Raw genomic sequence first — 17,325 nt, forward strand, 5'->3', positions numbered from 1 at the left:
AAGCGGGAATCCATAGTGATTATCCGGTCCATCGTATGGATTCCCGCTTTCGCGGGAATGACACGAGAGATGTGTTCGTTTATGTGTCCAACAACCCCAAATTCTTGAAACTGGTGTGGCCACCCTTGGCCACGATGATGTGGTCGTGAATAACGATGTTAAACGGCTTGCCCGCGGCCACGATGGTATCCGTCATTTCGATGTCGGCGGCACTGGGGCGGGAATCGCCGCTCGGGTGGTTGTGGACCAGAATGATGGCCGTCGCCCCCACCTCTAACGCGCGTTTCATGATTTCGCGGGGGTAGGCGGGGGTGTGGTCGACCGTGCCGCTTTGCTGAATTTCATCGGCAATCAATTCGTTTTTCCGGTTCAGGAACAGGATGCGGAAATGTTCTTTGCGTTCATGCGCCATGCCGGCGGCCAGATAATCCATCAACCGTGACCATGAATTTAAAACCGGCTTGTTCATCATGTCCTGTTTCAACATGCGGTGCCCGGCGGCGGCGATGGACTTCACCATGATGGCGGATGTTTCGGATAAGCCTTCAACCGCCTGCAATTCATTGATCGGGGCGTTCAAAACACCAGACAGGCTGCCGAAAGTTTTGATTAAATCCTTGGCCAGCGGTTTGACGTCACGGCGCGGAATGGCCATGAACAACAGCAATTCCATCAATTCATAATCGGCCAGTGAATCGGGCCCGCCATTCACAAACCGTTCACGTAAACGGTCGCGATGCCCGTGGTAATGGGGCGCTTCTTTGTCTGAACTGTCTTTGGTCGCGGGCTCAGACATAGGGGGGTTTTGTATATCCCTTGGATGACAGGGTGAAAATTTCAAACCCGGTTTCGGTGACGGCCAATGAATGTTCGAATTGCGCCGACAATGACCGGTCCTTGGTAATGGCGGTCCATCCGTCATTCATTACCAATGTTTCCCATCCGCCCGCATTGATCATCGGCTCAATCGTGAAAATCATGCCGGGTTCCAAAATGGCCCCGGTTTTCGGGCGGCCATAATGCAAGACGGACGGCGCGGTGTGAAACACGCGGCCCAACCCGTGGCCGCAGAAATCCTGCACCACCGAAAACCGTGCGTTTTCCGCGACGGTTTGAATGGCGTAGCCAATATCGCCCAGCGTCGCGCCCGGCTTCACGGCTTCAATCCCCGCCATCATCGCGTCGTATGTCACGTCGACCAGACGCTTGGCCTTCACCGACAATTTTTTGCCGATCATGTACATGCGGCTGGTGTCGCCATACCACCCATCCAGAATGACCGTGGTGTCGATATTGACGATGTCGCCTTCGACCAGTTTCTTCGGTCCCGGAATACCATGGCACACAACATGGTTGATGGATGTGCAGATGGATTTGGGGAAGCCCTTGTAATTCAACGGGGCAGGGATGGCGCCGTGGGCGATGATATAATCATGGCACAGGCGGTCCAGTTCCTCGGTCGTGACACCGGGAACGCAATGGGGGGTGATCATGTCCAGCACGTCGGCGGCCAGTTTCCCGGCCTTGCGCATGCCTTCAAAGGCATCCGGCCCATGCAGTTCGATCCCGTCGGGGGAATATTGTGCGGCGCTCTTGCCCATTATGTGTCCATAAATTATTGTCGGTTTACGCGTGCGGGTTGTGTTTTGCCCCGCAACCGGGGCCAATATGCTATAATTGGCTTTCAAGTACAATCTTTCAAAGGGAAATCCGCCGTTTTCCGGCCTTTTTTACGAGTTTTGACCCATGCCGCAATACGAAAACCCCGATTTGTACAAAGCCGCGCTGGTGATTATCGGCAATGAGATCCTGTCCGGGCGGACGGCGGACGCCAACACCCCCTGGATTGCCGAGCGTTTGACCGAACGCGGCATCCTGCTGGCCGAGGTGCGGGTGATCCCGGATATTGAGGCCAAAATCATCAACACGGTGCAACAACTCAGCGCCGATTACGATTACGTCTTCACCACCGGCGGCATCGGCCCGACGCATGACGACATTACCGCCGAAAGCGTGGCCAAGGCGTTCGACCTGCCGCTGGAGCGCGATGACGAAGCGTTCGCGGTGCTGGAGGAATATTACGGCCTCGAAAACCTCACCCCGCCGCGCGCGAAGATGAGCATGGTGCCAAAGGGGTCCACATTGATCCCGAACCCGGTCTCCGGCGCGCCGGGCTTCATCACCAAAAACGTGCATGTCATGGCGGGCGTTCCCCGCATCATGCAGGCGATGATGGACCACGTTCTGGACCAGATCCAAGCGGGCAAACCGCTGCTCTCCAACACGGTCACCTGTTCTCTGCCCGAAAGCAAAGTGGCGGAGGAGCTCACCGCCCTGCAAAACAAATATCCGGATGTTGATATCGGGTCATACCCGCATTATCGCGGCGGCGTTCTGGGCCTGTCCCTCGTCATGCGCGCGACGAACAGCGACAGCCTCGACACCGTGACGCAGGACATCATCGCCCTGATCCGCTCCCACGGCGACGAACCCCGCGCGCTCAGCGTCGGGTCGCACGGGCGTAATCTGGACGTGGTGTAACGTAAAATCCGGGGATTCTGCCCCTTTTACGTCTTTCCACCGCCCTTATTTCCCGCTAATCTGCCCCGGCTTTCTACCGCCCATATCACCCGGCTGGCCCCGTGGCGGAACTGGTAGACGCAAGCGACTTAAAATCGCTCGCTCGTAAGGGCGTGCCGGTTCGATTCCGGCCGGGGCCACCAACTCAATGTGATTTCCTTTTTAGGCGGTCACGTCATTACCCGCACCTAATTTGGTAGCTACTTCTTTTCAATCAAGACATTCAGTGTCGTTACGTGACGTTGTGGTTTGCGGAAAACAGATTTTTCTGCAGCGGTGTTTTTTGTTTCGGGGTGGGGGATATAAAGATCAATTGTCTCGGTCTTTAACGCCGCACTGTCGGGGTATATGAGAGTTGTGTAGCTTGGCTTATTTTGCTGGGAGAATAGGAGTTCGTCCCCCATGCGAAATACAAATTCAGCATCATGCCTTGAAAACGTTGTTTCGATGTTGATGATGGTACCTTGTTCTGGCGATGTTCCGTCGTTGAGAAAGGCAGTGGATTGACAGATGGTTCCATCATCGGTGCATTCAAAGACAAGTATCGATTTATTATCATCAAGCTGACGCATGCCGATTTTGTAGGTGTCGGCATACGCACGCTTTCCTGCGGTGAAGGCAATCAACACAAATGTGCAAATGAAAAGAAGTTTTATTCTACCTTTTATAATCGACATATATGCCCCATTTGAAAATATAAGGAGTGTGGTCTTTACCCGGATATGGGGCAAACCTCCCCTAATTCCCCAACCAACGCCCGCCCCTTGGGGCTGAGTGACAATTCCTTCCGTCGCCGTTCCGTCGCCGAAATATCCACACGGATCAGGCCGTAGGATTTTCCTTTCGGGCGGTGGTCGGATAGGGCACCGACGATGCGCGATACGGTCGATAATGGCATCTGCGTGCGTGTGGCCAGGTCGGAGAGGGAGAGGCCTTCGTCCGCCGCAATTTCGATCAGGCACAGCATGTATTGCAGTGGAAATTCGCCATCAATCCGCTGCCACACCTGAAGCAGGGCACGGCAGCGTGTCAGTGTTTCCAATGTCTGTTGTTTGACCATGATGTGATCCGGTTCCCTTTTCGATGGGTGGGGGCATCCATGGTCGCGATAAAACCCGGCGCGGTGTTAAAACGACCTGACCAAAAGGTATATCGATAATGGTTTCGTTGTTGCAAGTATTTTTTGCAAAAACAGGCATGAATCCGAACCGTCGGTCCAGATCCAGGCTGAGGGCGTACAACCGCCCGAAACGCAGGTAAATCATTGAAATTCTCTCCCTTTTAACCGGCCACACACCGGTCCCATTGCGCAATCGGGTTGCAATGGTATGCACACACAAGCCTATTCATAGATTTTCATAAGGGTGGCCGTCAAGGAAAATTATTGGCCCCCATCATTAACGGCGCGGCCCCAATCTTTGGGTGGGGCGACGTCAGTCGCCGGGGGTTGCGTATCCGCCCCACGCATCAGGCGTAAATGCGCCAGCGCCAGACCATGGCTGGGCGATTTTTCAATCATGCTGTTGGTGCGCATCCATTCCGCAATGGTCATGGCCTTGTTGCCCATGATGACATGCGTGGTGGTAATGGCCATGATCAATGGCCCGCCCAGAATGGTAACGGGTGGGCGATTGATGGGGCAAGGAAGGCCACCCACGTCGACGAACATATTTTTTTCAAAGATATCGCAATCGTGAAAATGCAATTCCAATGCCGATTGTGTATCAAACCCGCATCCCCGGATGACCGCGCCAAAAATATCGGTTCCGCCAAATAAAACGCCACTGAAATCACAATCAATCAAATGGGACTGGGCCATGCAGGCCCCGTGTAGGGCGACGTTTTTGAGCGAAGCCCCTGTCATGCGGCATTCGGATAAATTGGTTCCGGTCATGTTGCTGCCATCAAAATTGACGTGGCGAAAATCGCCACCATCAAAATCGCCATGGCTTAGATCAAGACCGGACAAATCGGCGTGATGCAATGACACACCGTCCATCACCGCGTCCTCAACCGCGGCGCGGTGGTGTGTGCGGTTGCTTTTGTAAATCACGTGCCCCGATGCCGTGCGTAAAATAATCGTCCCCATAATGTGCTTCCCCATTTTTTGTTTTTGTCCCCCGCATGACGTGATCCGGCCCCCATAGCCGGGCGAGGGGCACAGCGTTACAAAAACAGTTGCAAGAATGCAAGTAAAATAATCAACTGTGGGTTGTGTAAGGCTGGATTGGTTAATTTTTGGCTGTTTTCTGCGGGTTCTGTGGGTGATTGCCCCGGTTCCGACAATGGCTTATCTGTATGGCATGGACGAAGAAGGCGAAAATTCTGAACAATCGGATGATGCAACGCTCCCCGCCGCCCTTGCGCGCGGGGTGGGGGTTGTTCGGGCGTTTGTGAAGACGTTGCCGGATGCGCCGGGCGTTTACCGGATGCTGAATGCGAAGGGCGATGTGCTGTATGTGGGCAAGGCCAAGTCGCTGAAAAAACGGGTGGCGAATTATACGCAAGTGGCCCGTCTGTCGCACCGTATTCAACGCATGGTCGCCGAAACATCCGAAATGATGGTGGTGCGCACGCATACAGAGGCTGAGGCCCTGTTGCTGGAATCCAACCTGATTAAAAAACTAAAACCCCGGTACAACGTTCTTCTGCGCGATGATAAATCGTTCCCGTATATTCTGATTACGGATGACCACGAATTTCCGCAGGTCATCAAACATCGCGGCAGTCGATCACGGAAAGGGCATTATTTCGGGCCCTTCGCCTCCGCCGGGGCGGTGAACAGGACCATTGCGGTTTTGCAGCGGGCCTTCATGCTGCGCAATTGTTCGGATTCCGTGTTTGCGCAACGCACGCGGCCTTGTCTGCAATTTCATATCAAGCGCTGCACCGCGCCGTGCGTGAATATGGTGTCGCGCGATGATTACGCGAAGCAGGTGGAACAGGCGCGCGCCTATCTGACCGGCAAAAGCCGGGAGATTCAGGAGCAAATGGCCGCCGCGATGCAGGCCGCCAGCGACCGGATGGATTATGAAGAGGCGGCGAAATTCCGCGACCGTCTGCGCGCCCTGACCAGTCTGCAGACACGGCAGGACATCAATTTTGACGGCATCGGTGATGTGGACGCCATCGCGCTGGCCATGCGCGAGGGGCGCAGTTGCGTACAGGTGTTCTTCTTCCGCGGCGGGCAAAATTTTGGCAACCGGGCGTATTTCCCGCGGCACGAGCGGGATGAGGAGCCAGAGACCATTCTGGCCGCCTTTATTGCGCAGTTTTATGAAAGCAAACCCATCCCGCCACATATCCTGATCAGCCATGACATTCCCGATGCGGACGTGATTGCCGATGCGTTGAATTCGCGGCCAAATGTGGATCGCAAAACGTCAATTGCTTATCCGCAACGCGGGGAACGCCGCCGCCTGATTGATTTTGTGGCGAACAATGCGCGCGATGCGCTGGATCGCCATTTGCTGGAACGGGCGGGCGATGCGCAATTGTTGGACGGTGTAACGGAATTGTTCGGGCTGGATGAACGCCCGGCCCGCATCGAAATTTATGATAACAGCCATATCAGCGGCACCGACATGGTCGGCGCGATGGTTGTGGCGGGGCCGGAAGGGTTCATGAAATCCGCTTACCGCAAATTCAACATCCGCGATGCCAGCGCATCCGATGATTACGGCATGATGCAGGAAGTGATGAGCCGCCGTTTCCGCAAAGCGCAGGAAGAGGGCAACGGGCCGGGGTCGGAAGACTGGCCGGATCTTCTCCTCATCGACGGTGGGTTGGGGCAATTGAATGCGGTGATGGAAACATTGGCCGATATGGGCATTGCCGAAGAATTGAATGTCGTATCGATTGCGAAAGGGCCGGACCGCAATGCGGGCCGCGAAAAATTCTTTATTCCGGGGCGTGAAATGTTCCAGTTGCCGGTGAACAATGCCACCCTACATTACTTACAACGCTTGCGGGATGAGGCGCACCGCTTTGCCATTGGCGCGCATCGGACACGGCGTGCAAAACATATTGGCGCATCACCATTGGATGATGTACCGGGCATTGGCGCGAAACGAAAGAAGGCCTTGCTGCTTCATTTCGGGTCGGCACAGGACGTTGCGCGCGCGGGAATCACCGATTTGGAAAAAGTCGAAGGAATCAGCCATGCCGTGGCCGAGCGCATATACGCGTATTTCCATGAGACGGATTCTTGAAAATACCGGTCAGATTCCCCATAAAACACCCTGTAACGCACTGAAAAATCACGCGAAATAAAGCGGGGGGAAACCCCCTGATTCCGGCTTGTCGCCCTATTGACCCAGTGCTAGTGTCATTATGTTCTCGAAATAAAAACAGGTGAAAAGCAAACAGCGCGCTTTCTTGCGTGAAAGCCGTATTGTCTTTTCCGCGTTTTAAAATGGGCAAGACAGAATTTAACCGTCGGAAACTTTAAGAGGGTAACCGAAAATGAATTTCCACCAGAACCAAAAGGACCAGGCACAGACCATGAGCAACGAAACAGAAAACAACCAAGGCGCATCTTCCAACCAAGCCGCTGGCCAAGCCCGCCCGATCGACATTCCGGGTGGCCAAGCCGCTGGTATGCAGCGCCCGGCCATGCAGCCGCCGCGCGTTCCGGGTGGTGGTTTCCCGGGTGGTCAGTCCTCCTATGGTTCCTCCCCGTACGGTCAACCGGCCGCGTCCTCCAACCCGTATGCTGCTGCTGCCCCGGGCGCAAAAGCTGGCGTGGTTGCTGATGGTCGTCGTCTGGTTATCGGCGAAGGCATCACCATCTCCGGTGAAATCGAAGCTTGCGACGTTCTGATCGTTGAAGGCACGATCGAAGCGGCCCTGAAAGGCGCACGCGTACTGGAAATCGCTGAGAGCGGCGTATTCTACGGTGCCGTTGAAATCGAAGAAGCCACCATTGCTGGCCGTTTCGAAGGCGACCTGACCGTGAATGGTCGTTTGACGATCCGCACGTCTGGTTCCATCACCGGCGCAATCGCATACAAAGAACTGGCTGTTGAAGCCGGTGCAACGCTTGACGGTAAAGTCACCCCGCTGTCCGCCAAAGGCGAAAAGCGTGATGGCAAGCCGGGTCAGGCCCGCACCAGCGGCAAACAAGGCGGTCAACGTGACAGCGGCGCAGAACTGCCGTTCGCTGACAAAACCGCTGCGTCGGCTTAATTGAGGGCCGGTGCCCGTTCATAAACATGAAAAATGGAATGAAGGGGCATCGATCACCATGATTACCAATTTTGAAACATTCGGGACGGGGCGTTTGAACGGCATTATGGGCCGGGCATTCGCCCCGTTCTGTTTCAATTCCCGTTTCCGGGTAACCTTGCGCTGGAATCGCCGTTTGACGTTGCGTCGCTGGCGCCGGTTTATGGTGCTGCCGGAAACGCTGCTGGTTGTGGCGTTGGTGGTGTTTGGTAATACGATTATGCCGGATTTCACACCGGGGCAAGCGGCGCAGGCCGCCATTGCGTCACCGTCCGATGTGGCGATGGTGTCCAAACGCGATGCGCGCGGGGTTCAGGCCCAGTTGCGCAAAGATCCCGCTTTGTTGTCGACCATGAACGCGGCTCAGGTCCTCGGTGCGTTTTCATACGCCGATCTGGAACGTGAAGAAGGCTCGGTGCAGGTTTTGCAATTCCGTGGCCATGAATGTGTGTTGCATGTGGTTGTGGATATGGATGCCGCATTGGTGTCGCATTATGAGTTCAACCCGCGCCAAACCGCCTTGTATGATGGGGCCGCGGGCGAACGCCGTGATGTGCAGGCCAATGATTGCGTGGCCGATATTCTGAAATCGCGCCGTATCTGATTAATATTCCGTTTTATCCTTGAATCCGCACACGTCGCGCACGGGGCATACCGGGCATGATGGTTTGCGCGCCTTGCAAATATAGCGCCCATGCAGGATCAGCCAGTGATGCGCATGGCGGCGGAATTCTGGCGGTACGACTTTCTCCAATTTGGCTTCGACCGCTTCGGGTGTGTTGCCGGGGGCCAGCCCTGTGCGGTTGGAGACGCGGAATAAATGCGTATCAACCGCAATGGTTTCGTGGCCAAACGCGATGTTGAGAACGACGTTTGCAGTCTTGCGGCCCACGCCCGGCAATTTCACCAATTCGTCCCGATCTTCGGGAATCTCTCCGCCATAATCACGCACCAGCATTTCGGCGGCGGCAATCACGTTCTTGGCCTTGGCATTAAACAGGCCGATGGTTTTGATGTGGTCTTTCAATCCATCTTCGCCCAGTTTCAGCATATCCTGCGGCGTCTTGACGATCTTGAACAGCTTTTCGGTGGCCTTGTTCACGCCCTTGTCTGTGGCCTGTGCCGACAGTGCGACCGCGACCAGAAGCGTATAGGGGTTGGTGTAATTCAACTCCCCCTTCGGCTCCGGGTTTTCGGCGCGCAGAATCTCAAAAAATCGTTGAATATCAGCTTTTTTCATACCGCCAATATACCAAAAAACGGATTGGAAGCGAGGCGCTTTCCCGCTAGTTTTATAAAATGAACAAAGATCAGGACGCCATTATTTCAGAATCCATTGATTACATCGCGGCCCATTGGCGCGATCAGCCGGATCTTGATTTTCTGGCGGCGCGGGCGGGGTACGAAGCAACCCATTTCCAAAAACTGTTCACCCGCATGACCGGGGTCAGCCCGAAGAAAATGGTGCAATATATGTCCGCGCACAATGCGCGTGATCTGCTGTTGCAGAATTATTCGACACTGGAAGCCGCGTATGAAAGCGGTCTCAGCGGCAATGCCCGCCTGCACGATGCGATGATCAATATTGTTGCGGCAACACCGGGTGAGGTAAAGCGCAAGGGGCGGGGCCTTGTCATCCGCTACGGGTATCACCCGACCCCGATGGGCGATATGTTGATCGCGCAAACGGATCGTGGTTTGTGCTGGCTGGGCTTTGTGGTGGATGAAGACCGCACGATCCCCATGGCGCGTTTGCGCCGCGATTGGGAATTTGCCGATTTGCTCGAAGATCAGAAAGGTACAGCGGGTACAGCGCGAAAAATTTTGGAAATCTGGCGTGGTGCGGACACGCATTTGACGCTGCATCTATATGGCACGAACTTCCAGCTTCAGGTCTGGCAAGCCTTGCTGAAAATCCCCTGTGGCACGAGCGTCAGTTACAAGGCCGTGGCGGACGCGATTGGTAAGCCCAAGGCATCACGTGCCGTTGGGTCGGCTGTGGGGGCCAACCCCGTATCATTATTGATCCCGTGTCACCGGGTGATTCAGTCATCTGGCATCGTTGAAAATTACGGCTGGGGCACGCCGCGCAAGAAATTGATTTTGGGCTTAGAGGTCCAAGACATCGCGCATTGAGTAAAACCCCGCTGGGCGCCCCTTCATCCACAAGGCGGCGCGCAGGGCGCCCTTGGCGAACAGGCTGCGGTCATGGGCACGGTGGCCCAGCTCAATCCGTTCACCGGAGCCAAAGAAGCTGACAGTATGTTCACCCACAACATCGCCACCACGTTGCACGGCATAGCCGACCGTACCCGTGTTACGCTTTCCTGTGCGATCCGTCGGCGCATTCGGACGGTCCGTGGCGCGGCCCAGCATCAACGCGGTGCCTGATGGCGAATCCATTTTATTGCGGTGGTGCGTTTCCATGATTTCAATATCAAATGTATCACCCAACCGCGCGGATGCTTGCTCCACCAACGCGGCGAGCAGATTGACGCCTACGCTCATATTCGCGGAATACAAAACAGGGCAGGTGGTGGCGGCCGATTTTAAAACCGTCATATCATTATCATTCAATCCGGTCGTGCCGATGATGATCGGTTTTTTATGCGCGACCGCAATGTCAACATGCGCGCGCGTGGCGAGGGGCGTGGTGAAATCAATCACCAGATCGTTTTCGGCAAACAGGCTGTTCGGGTTGTCGGATGACTCACTGCCCGAACCAAAAGCCAATCCCGGCCATTGGCCGGATTGCAATTCATGGACCAGCATCTGGCCCATGCGGCCCCGATATCCTGCAATTCCGACCTTGATCATGGTGATTTTGCCCCTGTGCGGTAAAAGTTCAACCTATTGTAATAGAATGATTTTTGGGCGCAACAGGGGATTTTGTTTGACGGCGGGGGCCAAAATCCTGTTCCATGGTGAGAACAAAGCCATAAAAAACAGGGTGTTGCACATGGGCTACGAAGAATCGCGCTTTATCCGTGAACTGAAAGAAACCTATCGCCAGAGTGCCGAAGGCATGGCCGTCGGCCAACGCTTCATGGGCATTGTCGAAGACATTGAAATTCACGCGGACAAGGGATTGATTGTTTTCGATGCGCATAATGGCGGCATCATTGTTTCATGCGGCATTCCATTTGCCGCCATGGCCAAACACGAAATTCCGATGCAGGGCGATTCCGTTCAAGGATATTTGAACCATGCGGTTGAGCCATTGGATCTGGGCCATCGTATGGTGATGGCCGTTTTGAAATTTGAAAATATTTCGGCGGGGGAACGCTCCCCCGATCCAACCGACCGGCCAACGGGCAATGTTGTCTGGCTGGACAGTTCGACCTTCGCCAAAAAGCCGAAACCGTAGATAAGAAAAAGGGGCCCGCAGGCCCCTTTAATTTATTCCGTCAGATCGCTCCAGATATCTTTCATCTTGCCAAAGAACCCGGAGGCTTCGGGGCTGTGCTTGCTGGCCTCGGACCCGCCGATGGATTTATCCAGTTCTTTCAGCAAATCCATCTGCTTGCGCGACAGGTTCACAGGCGTTTCCACGAACACATCAATGTACATGTCGCCCCGCGAGGTGGATTTCAAAACCGACATGCCTTTGCCTTTCAGGCGCAATTGCTGGCCTGACTGGGTTCCGGCGGGGATTTTGACTTTGGTGCGGCTTCCTTCGATCGTCGGCACTTCGACGTCACCACCCAATGCGGCTGTGGTCATCGGGATTGGCACGCGGCCAAACAAATCGGCGCCTTCGCGTTTGAAGAAACGGTGCGGCTTGATGGCCAGCAGGACGTATAGATCACCTGCGACGCCGCCGCGGAATCCGGCTTCGCCCTCGCCACCCAAACGGATGCGGCGGCCGTTTTCGACCCCGGGTGGGATTTTGATGCGCAGGGTTTTTTCCTTGCGCATGCGGCCCGATCCGCTGCACTTGTCGCACGGGTCACGAATAATTGCGCCTTCACCGTTACAGGTGGGGCAGGTGCGTTCGATGGTGAAGAAGCCTTGCTGCATCCGCACGCGGCCCTGACCGGAACAGGTGGGGCAGTTTTCGGTGCCTGTGCCGGTTTTCGCGCCGGAGCCGCTGCATTTATCGCATGTTTCGGCCAGCGGAACCTTGATGGTGGCTTCCTTGCCGGCGAAGGCCTCTTCCATGGAAATTTCCATGGTGTATTGCACGTCGGACCCGCGTTGCGGGCCACCGGCGCGGCCACGTCCGCCGCCACCGCCATTGCCCATGAAGTCGCCGAACATATCTTCGAAAATGTCGGAGAACGCGCCGCCGAATCCGCTGGCGTCAAAACCGCCTGCACCGGCACCGGGGCGGAACCCGCCGCCTTGTTCAAACGCGCTGGACCCAAAACGATCATAGGCCGCCTTTTTCTGCGGGTCCTTTAAAACGTCATAGGCTTCGTTGATTTCTTTGAATTTCGCTTCCGCGGTCGGATCATCTTTGTTCCGGTCGGGGTGGTATTGCATGGCCAGCTTGCGGAAGCCTTTTTTGATGTCTTCGTCGCTGGCGCCACGTTCGATCCCGAGTGTTTTATAAAAATCTTTGTCGGCCATTTATTTTTCTAACCACAAGGTTTTTCGGACGTTCAGAAAAGAACAGCGCAGAGGAAGGATTGTTATCCGTTTATCCTCTGCGCTGTGCCTTATCGTTTGTTACTTGCTTGCTTTCTTGTCGTCTTCGTCGTCCAGCTCCAGGAAGTCGGCGTCGACGATGTCGTCATCGGACGATTGCGGCGCATCAGCTTTCGCGGATGGTTCTGCGCCATCATTGTCCGGTGTGCCGGCTGATTGTTCCTGTGCACGACGGTACGCCAGTTCACCCAGCTTCATGCTGGCCTGAATCAGGCTTTGCGTTTTTTCTTCCAGCAAAGATTGATCTTCGGTGTCCAAAACAGCTTTCAGATCAGCCAGAGCGGATTCGACGTTGGATTTTTCATCCGCCGGAATGTCCCCGCCCAGTTCGGCCATGGTTTTTTCCGTCTGGTGGATGGTGGCTTCGGCCTGGTTGCGGGCTTCGACAACGCCACGGCGTTTTTTGTCGGATTCCGCGTTGGATTCGGCGTCCTTCACCATCTGGTCAATGTCCGCATCGGACAATCCACCGCTGGCCTGGATACGGATATTCTGTTCCTTGCCCGTGGCTTTGTCTTTTGCCGTCACGTGCACGATACCGTTGGCATCGATGTCGAACGTGACTTCGATCTGCGGAATGCCGCGCGGTGCGGACGGAATGCCAACCAGATCGAATTGACCCAGGAATTTGTTGTCCGCGGCCATTTCGCGTTCCCCTTGGAACACGCGGATGGTCACGGCGCTTTGGTTGTCTTCGGCGGTTGAAAACACCTGAGATTTTTTCGTCGGGATGGTGGTGTTGCGGTCGATCAAACGGGTGAACACACCGCCCAGCGTTTCAATCCCCAGCGACAGCGGGGTCACGTCAAGCAGCAGAACATCCTTCACGTCGCCTTGCAGAACGCCGCCCTGAATTGCCGCGCCATCGGCCACGACTTCATCCGGGTTGACGCCCTTGTGTGGTTCCTTGCCAAAGAAGTCCTTCACCGTTTCGATGATTTTCGGCATACGGGTCATCCCGCCAACCAAAACAACATCATCAATGTCAGACGCCTTCAGGCCCGCATCTTTCAATGCGGCTTTCAACGGATCGATCGTGCGTTTGACCAGATCTTCGACCAGGCTTTCCAGCTTGGCGCGGGTCATCTTCACGTTCAAATGTTTCGGGCCCGACGCATCGGCGGTAATGAACGGCAGGTTCACTTCCGTCTGCGTGGTGGAGGACAGTTCGATCTTTGCTTTCTCTGCCGCTTCTTTCAAACGTTGCAGAGCCAGCTTGTCATTGCGCAGGTCGATGCCTTGTTCTTTTTTGAATTCATCGGCCAGGAAGTGGATGATGCGATCATCGAAATCTTCACCGCCCAGGAATGTGTCCCCGTTGGTGGATTTCACTTCGAATACGCCGTCACCAATCTCCAGAATGGAAATATCGAACGTGCCACCGCCAAGGTCATACACGGCGATGATGCCGGAATTTTTCTTGTCCAAACCATAGGCCAGCGCAGCCGCCGTCGGTTCGTTGATAATGCGCAGCACATCCAGACCAGCGATTTTACCGGCGTCTTTGGTGGCTTGGCGTTGTGAGTCGTTGAAGTAAGCCGGAACGGTAATCACCGCCTGCGTCACTTCGTGACCCAGATAGCTTTCCGCCGTTTCCTTCATCTTCTGCAAAACCATGGCAGAGATCTGGGCCGGAGCGAATGTTTCGCCGTCAATTTCGACCCAAGCATCGCCGTTATCGCCCTTCACAATTTTGAACGGGGCGGTTTTGGACATTTTCTGGACTTGCGGGTCATCGAAGCGGCGGCCGATCAGGCGCTTCACTGCGTACAATGTTCTTTCCGGGTTTGTGACCGCCTGGCGTTTCGCCGGCTGGCCAACCAAACGCTCACCATCTTTGGTGAAGGCAATCATGGAAGGGGTTGTGCGGGTGCCCTCTGCGTTCTCCAGAACCCGGGGGTCCTTGCCATCCATAATGGCCACGCAGGAGTTGGTGGTGCCCAAGTCGATACCGATAATTTTGCTCATTCTTTCCTCACTTTAAGTTTGGCAAATGCAAAGGGCAGCCCGCCAGGCAGCGCCGCCCTCATTCCCTTAAGACCTGAATGTCAGGCTTTACAGAAAGGGAATATAGCACAAAGAGGGGGGCTGACCAGACCCGATCCCCCCGGAATCCCTTGATTTTTGTGTAAAAAAAGGCGGGATTTTCCCGCCTTTTGTGAAGATCGCCGCGAATGGCCTTTTTACCGTGGTGCCGGGCCGCTTTTGGGGGCCGGTTTGGCCACAACCAGATGCAAATCGACGATTTCCGCCCGGGTCAGGCCCAGATCCTTAACGGTGACCTTGCGGGTCACCATTTCGGCCCGAATGGCGGCGCGCAGATCATCGGCCACGTGGGCAATATCGCCGCGAATGGCTTCAATCACATTCCGGGTGCGGACGCTTTCATAGGCGTCCATCCGGTCGTGGGTCGCGCGGCCGGCATATTCCGGGCCGTAATGCGGGCCGGGGTAGGAGATCATGGCTTCGGAAAAGCTGCGGGCGATGGATTTGAAGACGTCCGTGATGCGTTTTTTCAGCGGCAGTTTCGGCGCGGTCAGGGATTCAAGTTCTTCTGCATGGCGGGCCTTCTGAATTTTTTCGGCGCGGTCCAGAACACATAACGCTGCGCCGGGGCATTTGGCTTCTAGTTTGTGCAGGATGGATGCGTTGGGCAGAGCGTCAAAAAGATCGGGTGCTGATGCGTTGTTTGTCGACATATCCAACTCTCCGGTTTTAATGCAGTGAGGGTGCTGTTTTATAATTCTGTATGGCCTTGTTAATGGCGTATTCCGCCATCGGGATCAATGATTGCAGAACCGGGCCAATATCCGTGCTTTCGCGCGTGCTGGCCAGTCGAACCATCGCGTTCAAACGGCTGGATGCCAAATTAAAAATGCGGCTCGCCGCGTGACGGTCTTCGGCGGTGTGTTCGAGAATAATATGAAAGTGGGGCAGGCTCTGCGGCTCGCGAACCGGGATTTGTGTCGCGGCGATAAAGGCGGTTGCGGCGCTCAATGTCGCGCTCAGAGCCGGGTTGGTTTCTTTCAGAATATTGTCGGTCACATTGCGCAGATAGGTGCGGCCCGTATCCGGATCGCGCGCAGCATCCGTCGCCCGATCAACCAGATCGGGGTCGTTGTCGGCCAGTTCGTCGAGCATTTTAAAGATTCTCTCTTGCTCGCTGGCCGGGCGCGTCGCGCTGCGGGAGGACCGTGGCCCACCTTTTTTGCCGGATTTGGATGTCATAATAATATATTCCTTGGGCCGGAATTTACGTAAAACCGGACCGAAATGCAAGTTTTTAAAAATTACGCAGTTTTATCAATATGCCCCGGGCCGGAATCCGGGCCTTCACCGCCATCAACGGCGCGGGAAACGCCCACCCGCGCGGGGCGGAGCAGGCGGTCATTCAGGACATATCCGGCCTCAATCAGCTGGATAATCGTGCCCGCCGGTTTGCCGGGCATGGGGGCTTCGAACATCACTTCGTGCTGGTGCGGGTCGAACGGAACGTTGATTGGCTCGATCTTTTTAATGCCGTTCTTTTCAAAGGCGCGCAGCATTTCGCGCTCCGTCGCCTCAATCCCGGTCAGCAGGTTTTTCAACAATTCATCGCCGCCGTTTTTCATCTCTTCCGGGACGGCATCCAAGGCGCGGCGCAAATTGTCGGCCACGGATAATAAATCACGGGCAAAACCGGTGACGGCGTATTTCGTTGCGTCTTCGCGTTCTTTCGCGGCGCGTTTGCGGGTGTTTTCCCCATCGGCCAGCGCGCGCAGAACATGGTCTTTCAACCGGGCGATTTCATCTTCCAACGCGGCCCGTTCATCGGCCGCGGGCGCACCATTGTCTGGCGCAATATTGTCTTCGCCTGCCGCGGTCGGGGCCAGCGGATCAATGTTGGCGGGATCGTTCGGATTATTGTTGTTTTGATCGTTCATTGGTCTGTGCTTACTTTATTATTGTGGTTTCTTTTGCTTATTCGTTCATACCGGGCTGGCGGCTATAGACGTCCATGGTACGGCCATCAATAACGGTTGTTCCAACGGATACCGGGTCTTTGCCCGCCACCGCGCCCAACGCGCCAGTTCCATCGATATAGTAGGCTTGCCCGGCTTTTCCAGCAATTGCGGAAAAACCATGCATAACGCTGTCCAATCGTTTCAGCCCGTGTTGGGATGCGAATTGGTCCAGCGGGTTGGTGGTGTCCGATCCGGCGGGTGCGGCGGGCACGGATAAAATCACCGTGCCTTTCGGATAGTACCAGAAGGTCAGGCCACCCGTGGCGGAATCCGCGCCGGTGGCGGGCTTCACACGCATCTGGCGGCGGGGCAGCAATTCCAGACGTTCCTCATTCAAATTGACCGTGTAATAATCCATTTCATTGTTCACGGTGAAACGGATTTCGGCCACGTTGTTTCCGTGCAGCAAGGCACGGTCCAGCGGAATATCGGCATACGCATATTGGCGCGCGGTGGCGCAGGCGCCGCGATGTGTCTCCAGATTATTCTGGTCGATGGTGTATCCATCAACCGTGATATCCAGATAAATCGAATTCACATTCATTTCGGTTTTCAATGGGCCAATCACCGGGCAACCGCTGATCGCGCTCGGGGCCATCAGGCGCAGGATCGCCTCACCACTGCCATCATCCGGGCGCAGCAGGCTGATGCCAACCGTGCGCGGGGTGATGGTTTTTACGTTTTCGTCCACCACGTCATCGGTTGCGGCCACAGCACCGCCCGCCATGCCAATCAGCACAGCAGCGGTCAGAAATACGCGATGAAAACGGTTGGAAAACATGGTTGTTCCGTTGCTCACGAATCGAGGTTGCAAACCACACGAAGCTATCGCAGGGGCGAATCGGTGTCCAGCCTTAAGGTCCCT

Annotated in this window: 19 protein-coding genes and 1 tRNA gene; 7 read left to right on the forward strand and 13 right to left on the reverse strand. The window is 55.3% G+C overall.

The annotated features are described in order from the left end of the window. Nucleotides 1–79 precede the first annotated feature (79 nt). Entirely contained in the window at nt 80–796 is a 717-nt protein-coding gene (gene radC / locus ACSC94_RS01430; protein WP_435641294.1) for a RadC family protein, read from the reverse strand. Further along, nucleotides 789–1,601: a type I methionyl aminopeptidase gene (map, locus tag ACSC94_RS01435; protein WP_435641295.1), complete on the reverse strand. Its 813-nt coding sequence runs from the start codon at nt 1,599–1,601 to the stop codon at nt 789–791. The genes radC and map overlap by 8 nt, the downstream gene beginning before the upstream one ends. Before the next feature lie 145 nt (nt 1,602–1,746). On the opposite strand from map, the gene ACSC94_RS01440 reads away from it, so the two are divergent. Beyond that, nucleotides 1,747–2,541 (forward strand): competence/damage-inducible protein A, encoded by a 795-nt coding sequence (locus ACSC94_RS01440; RefSeq protein ID WP_435641296.1) that lies wholly within the window; start codon nt 1,747–1,749, stop codon nt 2,539–2,541. Between the two features lie 95 nt (nt 2,542–2,636). Then, nucleotides 2,637–2,723 (forward strand) — tRNA-Leu (locus ACSC94_RS01445). Nucleotides 2,724–2,780: 57 nt separating this feature from the next. Here the strand turns inward: ACSC94_RS01445 and ACSC94_RS01450 are convergent. The 3 genes from ACSC94_RS01450 to ACSC94_RS01460 all read right to left on the reverse strand — a co-directional run bounded on the left by ACSC94_RS01450 (nt 2,781) and on the right by ACSC94_RS01460 (nt 4,684). Then, nucleotides 2,781–3,257 (reverse strand): hypothetical protein, encoded by a 477-nt coding sequence (locus ACSC94_RS01450; protein ID WP_435641297.1) that lies wholly within the window; start codon nt 3,255–3,257, stop codon nt 2,781–2,783. 35 nt (nt 3,258–3,292) lie between these two features. Beyond that, nucleotides 3,293–3,640, reverse strand: a complete 348-nt coding sequence (locus tag ACSC94_RS01455) for a MarR family winged helix-turn-helix transcriptional regulator (protein WP_435641298.1) — start codon at nt 3,638–3,640, stop codon at nt 3,293–3,295. Nucleotides 3,641–3,961: 321 nt separating this feature from the next. Beyond that, nucleotides 3,962–4,684, reverse strand: coding sequence for a pentapeptide repeat-containing protein (locus ACSC94_RS01460; RefSeq protein ID WP_435641299.1), 723 nt, complete (start codon nt 4,682–4,684; stop codon nt 3,962–3,964). 181 nt (nt 4,685–4,865) lie between these two features. Between ACSC94_RS01460 and uvrC the strand changes: the two genes are divergently transcribed. The 3 genes from uvrC to ACSC94_RS01475 all read left to right on the forward strand — a co-directional run bounded on the left by uvrC (nt 4,866) and on the right by ACSC94_RS01475 (nt 8,410). Next, on the forward strand, nt 4,866–6,791 hold the full coding sequence (uvrC, locus tag ACSC94_RS01465) for an excinuclease ABC subunit UvrC (protein WP_435641300.1): 1,926 nt from the start codon (nt 4,866–4,868) through the stop codon (nt 6,789–6,791). Between the two features lie 292 nt (nt 6,792–7,083). After that, complete coding sequence (locus ACSC94_RS01470; RefSeq protein WP_435641301.1) at nt 7,084–7,767, forward strand: bactofilin family protein; 684 nt, start codon at nt 7,084–7,086, stop codon at nt 7,765–7,767. 58 nt (nt 7,768–7,825) lie between these two features. After that, nucleotides 7,826–8,410 (forward strand): hypothetical protein, encoded by a 585-nt coding sequence (locus ACSC94_RS01475; protein WP_435641302.1) that lies wholly within the window; start codon nt 7,826–7,828, stop codon nt 8,408–8,410. On the opposite strand, the gene nth is transcribed toward ACSC94_RS01475, so the two are convergent. Continuing rightward, nucleotides 8,411–9,046, reverse strand: coding sequence for an endonuclease III (gene nth, locus ACSC94_RS01480; protein WP_435641303.1), 636 nt, complete (start codon nt 9,044–9,046; stop codon nt 8,411–8,413). Nucleotides 9,047–9,105: 59 nt separating this feature from the next. On the opposite strand from nth, the gene ACSC94_RS01485 reads away from it, so the two are divergent. Next, a complete protein-coding gene (locus ACSC94_RS01485) occupies nt 9,106–9,942 on the forward strand; it encodes a methylated-DNA--[protein]-cysteine S-methyltransferase (protein WP_435641304.1) in 837 nt (278 codons plus the stop codon). Here the strand turns inward: ACSC94_RS01485 and dapB are convergent. Continuing rightward, entirely contained in the window at nt 9,916–10,623 is a 708-nt protein-coding gene (gene dapB / locus ACSC94_RS01490; RefSeq protein WP_435641305.1) for a 4-hydroxy-tetrahydrodipicolinate reductase, read from the reverse strand. The genes ACSC94_RS01485 and dapB overlap by 27 nt on opposite strands. Nucleotides 10,624–10,765: 142 nt before the next feature. Here dapB and ACSC94_RS01495 point away from each other — a divergent pair, with 142 nt between their 5' ends. Continuing rightward, nucleotides 10,766–11,173: a hypothetical protein gene (locus tag ACSC94_RS01495; RefSeq protein ID WP_435641306.1), complete on the forward strand. Its 408-nt coding sequence runs from the start codon at nt 10,766–10,768 to the stop codon at nt 11,171–11,173. Between the two features lie 32 nt (nt 11,174–11,205). On the opposite strand, the gene dnaJ is transcribed toward ACSC94_RS01495, so the two are convergent. The 6 genes from dnaJ to ACSC94_RS01525 form a co-directional block, all read right to left on the reverse strand. After that, the gene (gene dnaJ, locus ACSC94_RS01500; RefSeq protein ID WP_435641307.1) at nt 11,206–12,378 is read right to left on the reverse strand and encodes a molecular chaperone DnaJ; all 1,173 of its coding nucleotides are present in this window, start codon (nt 12,376–12,378) and stop codon (nt 11,206–11,208) included. A gap of 99 nt (nt 12,379–12,477) precedes the next feature. Continuing rightward, entirely contained in the window at nt 12,478–14,424 is a 1,947-nt protein-coding gene (dnaK, locus tag ACSC94_RS01505) for a molecular chaperone DnaK (protein WP_435641308.1), read from the reverse strand. Nucleotides 14,425–14,639: 215 nt separating this feature from the next. Further along, the gene (locus ACSC94_RS01510; RefSeq protein WP_435641309.1) at nt 14,640–15,155 is read right to left on the reverse strand and encodes a hypothetical protein; all 516 of its coding nucleotides are present in this window, start codon (nt 15,153–15,155) and stop codon (nt 14,640–14,642) included. A gap of 16 nt (nt 15,156–15,171) precedes the next feature. Further along, complete coding sequence (locus ACSC94_RS01515; RefSeq protein WP_435641310.1) at nt 15,172–15,684, reverse strand: hypothetical protein; 513 nt, start codon at nt 15,682–15,684, stop codon at nt 15,172–15,174. Nucleotides 15,685–15,746: 62 nt separating this feature from the next. Next, on the reverse strand, nt 15,747–16,379 hold the full coding sequence (grpE, locus tag ACSC94_RS01520) for a nucleotide exchange factor GrpE (protein WP_435641311.1): 633 nt from the start codon (nt 16,377–16,379) through the stop codon (nt 15,747–15,749). Between the two features lie 37 nt (nt 16,380–16,416). Then, the gene (locus ACSC94_RS01525; RefSeq protein ID WP_435641312.1) at nt 16,417–17,241 is read right to left on the reverse strand and encodes a hypothetical protein; all 825 of its coding nucleotides are present in this window, start codon (nt 17,239–17,241) and stop codon (nt 16,417–16,419) included. Nucleotides 17,242–17,325: the final 84 nt, after the last annotated feature.

It is taken from the genome of Micavibrio aeruginosavorus, assembly GCF_051245535.1.
Lineage (GTDB): Bacteria > Pseudomonadota > Alphaproteobacteria > Micavibrionales > Micavibrionaceae > Micavibrio > Micavibrio aeruginosavorus_D.

Coding starts and splice junctions, on each gene's coding strand:
- radC (WP_435641294.1), bottom strand. CDS start 796: ATGTCTGAGCCCGCGACCAAAGACAGTTCAGACAAAGAAGCGCCCCAT.
- map (WP_435641295.1), bottom strand. CDS start 1,601: ATGGGCAAGAGCGCCGCACAATATTCCCCCGACGGGATCGAACTGCAT.
- ACSC94_RS01440 (WP_435641296.1), top strand. CDS start 1,747: ATGCCGCAATACGAAAACCCCGATTTGTACAAAGCCGCGCTGGTGATT.
- ACSC94_RS01450 (WP_435641297.1), bottom strand. CDS start 3,257: ATGTCGATTATAAAAGGTAGAATAAAACTTCTTTTCATTTGCACATTT.
- ACSC94_RS01455 (WP_435641298.1), bottom strand. CDS start 3,640: ATGGTCAAACAACAGACATTGGAAACACTGACACGCTGCCGTGCCCTG.
- ACSC94_RS01460 (WP_435641299.1), bottom strand. CDS start 4,684: ATGGGGAAGCACATTATGGGGACGATTATTTTACGCACGGCATCGGGG.
- uvrC (WP_435641300.1), top strand. CDS start 4,866: ATGGCTTATCTGTATGGCATGGACGAAGAAGGCGAAAATTCTGAACAA.
- ACSC94_RS01470 (WP_435641301.1), top strand. CDS start 7,084: ATGAGCAACGAAACAGAAAACAACCAAGGCGCATCTTCCAACCAAGCC.
- ACSC94_RS01475 (WP_435641302.1), top strand. CDS start 7,826: ATGATTACCAATTTTGAAACATTCGGGACGGGGCGTTTGAACGGCATT.
- nth (WP_435641303.1), bottom strand. CDS start 9,046: ATGAAAAAAGCTGATATTCAACGATTTTTTGAGATTCTGCGCGCCGAA.
- ACSC94_RS01485 (WP_435641304.1), top strand. CDS start 9,106: ATGAACAAAGATCAGGACGCCATTATTTCAGAATCCATTGATTACATC.
- dapB (WP_435641305.1), bottom strand. CDS start 10,623: ATGATCAAGGTCGGAATTGCAGGATATCGGGGCCGCATGGGCCAGATG.
- ACSC94_RS01495 (WP_435641306.1), top strand. CDS start 10,766: ATGGGCTACGAAGAATCGCGCTTTATCCGTGAACTGAAAGAAACCTAT.
- dnaJ (WP_435641307.1), bottom strand. CDS start 12,378: ATGGCCGACAAAGATTTTTATAAAACACTCGGGATCGAACGTGGCGCC.
- dnaK (WP_435641308.1), bottom strand. CDS start 14,424: ATGAGCAAAATTATCGGTATCGACTTGGGCACCACCAACTCCTGCGTG.
- ACSC94_RS01510 (WP_435641309.1), bottom strand. CDS start 15,155: ATGTCGACAAACAACGCATCAGCACCCGATCTTTTTGACGCTCTGCCC.
- ACSC94_RS01515 (WP_435641310.1), bottom strand. CDS start 15,684: ATGACATCCAAATCCGGCAAAAAAGGTGGGCCACGGTCCTCCCGCAGC.
- grpE (WP_435641311.1), bottom strand. CDS start 16,379: ATGAACGATCAAAACAACAATAATCCGAACGATCCCGCCAACATTGAT.
- ACSC94_RS01525 (WP_435641312.1), bottom strand. CDS start 17,241: ATGTTTTCCAACCGTTTTCATCGCGTATTTCTGACCGCTGCTGTGCTG.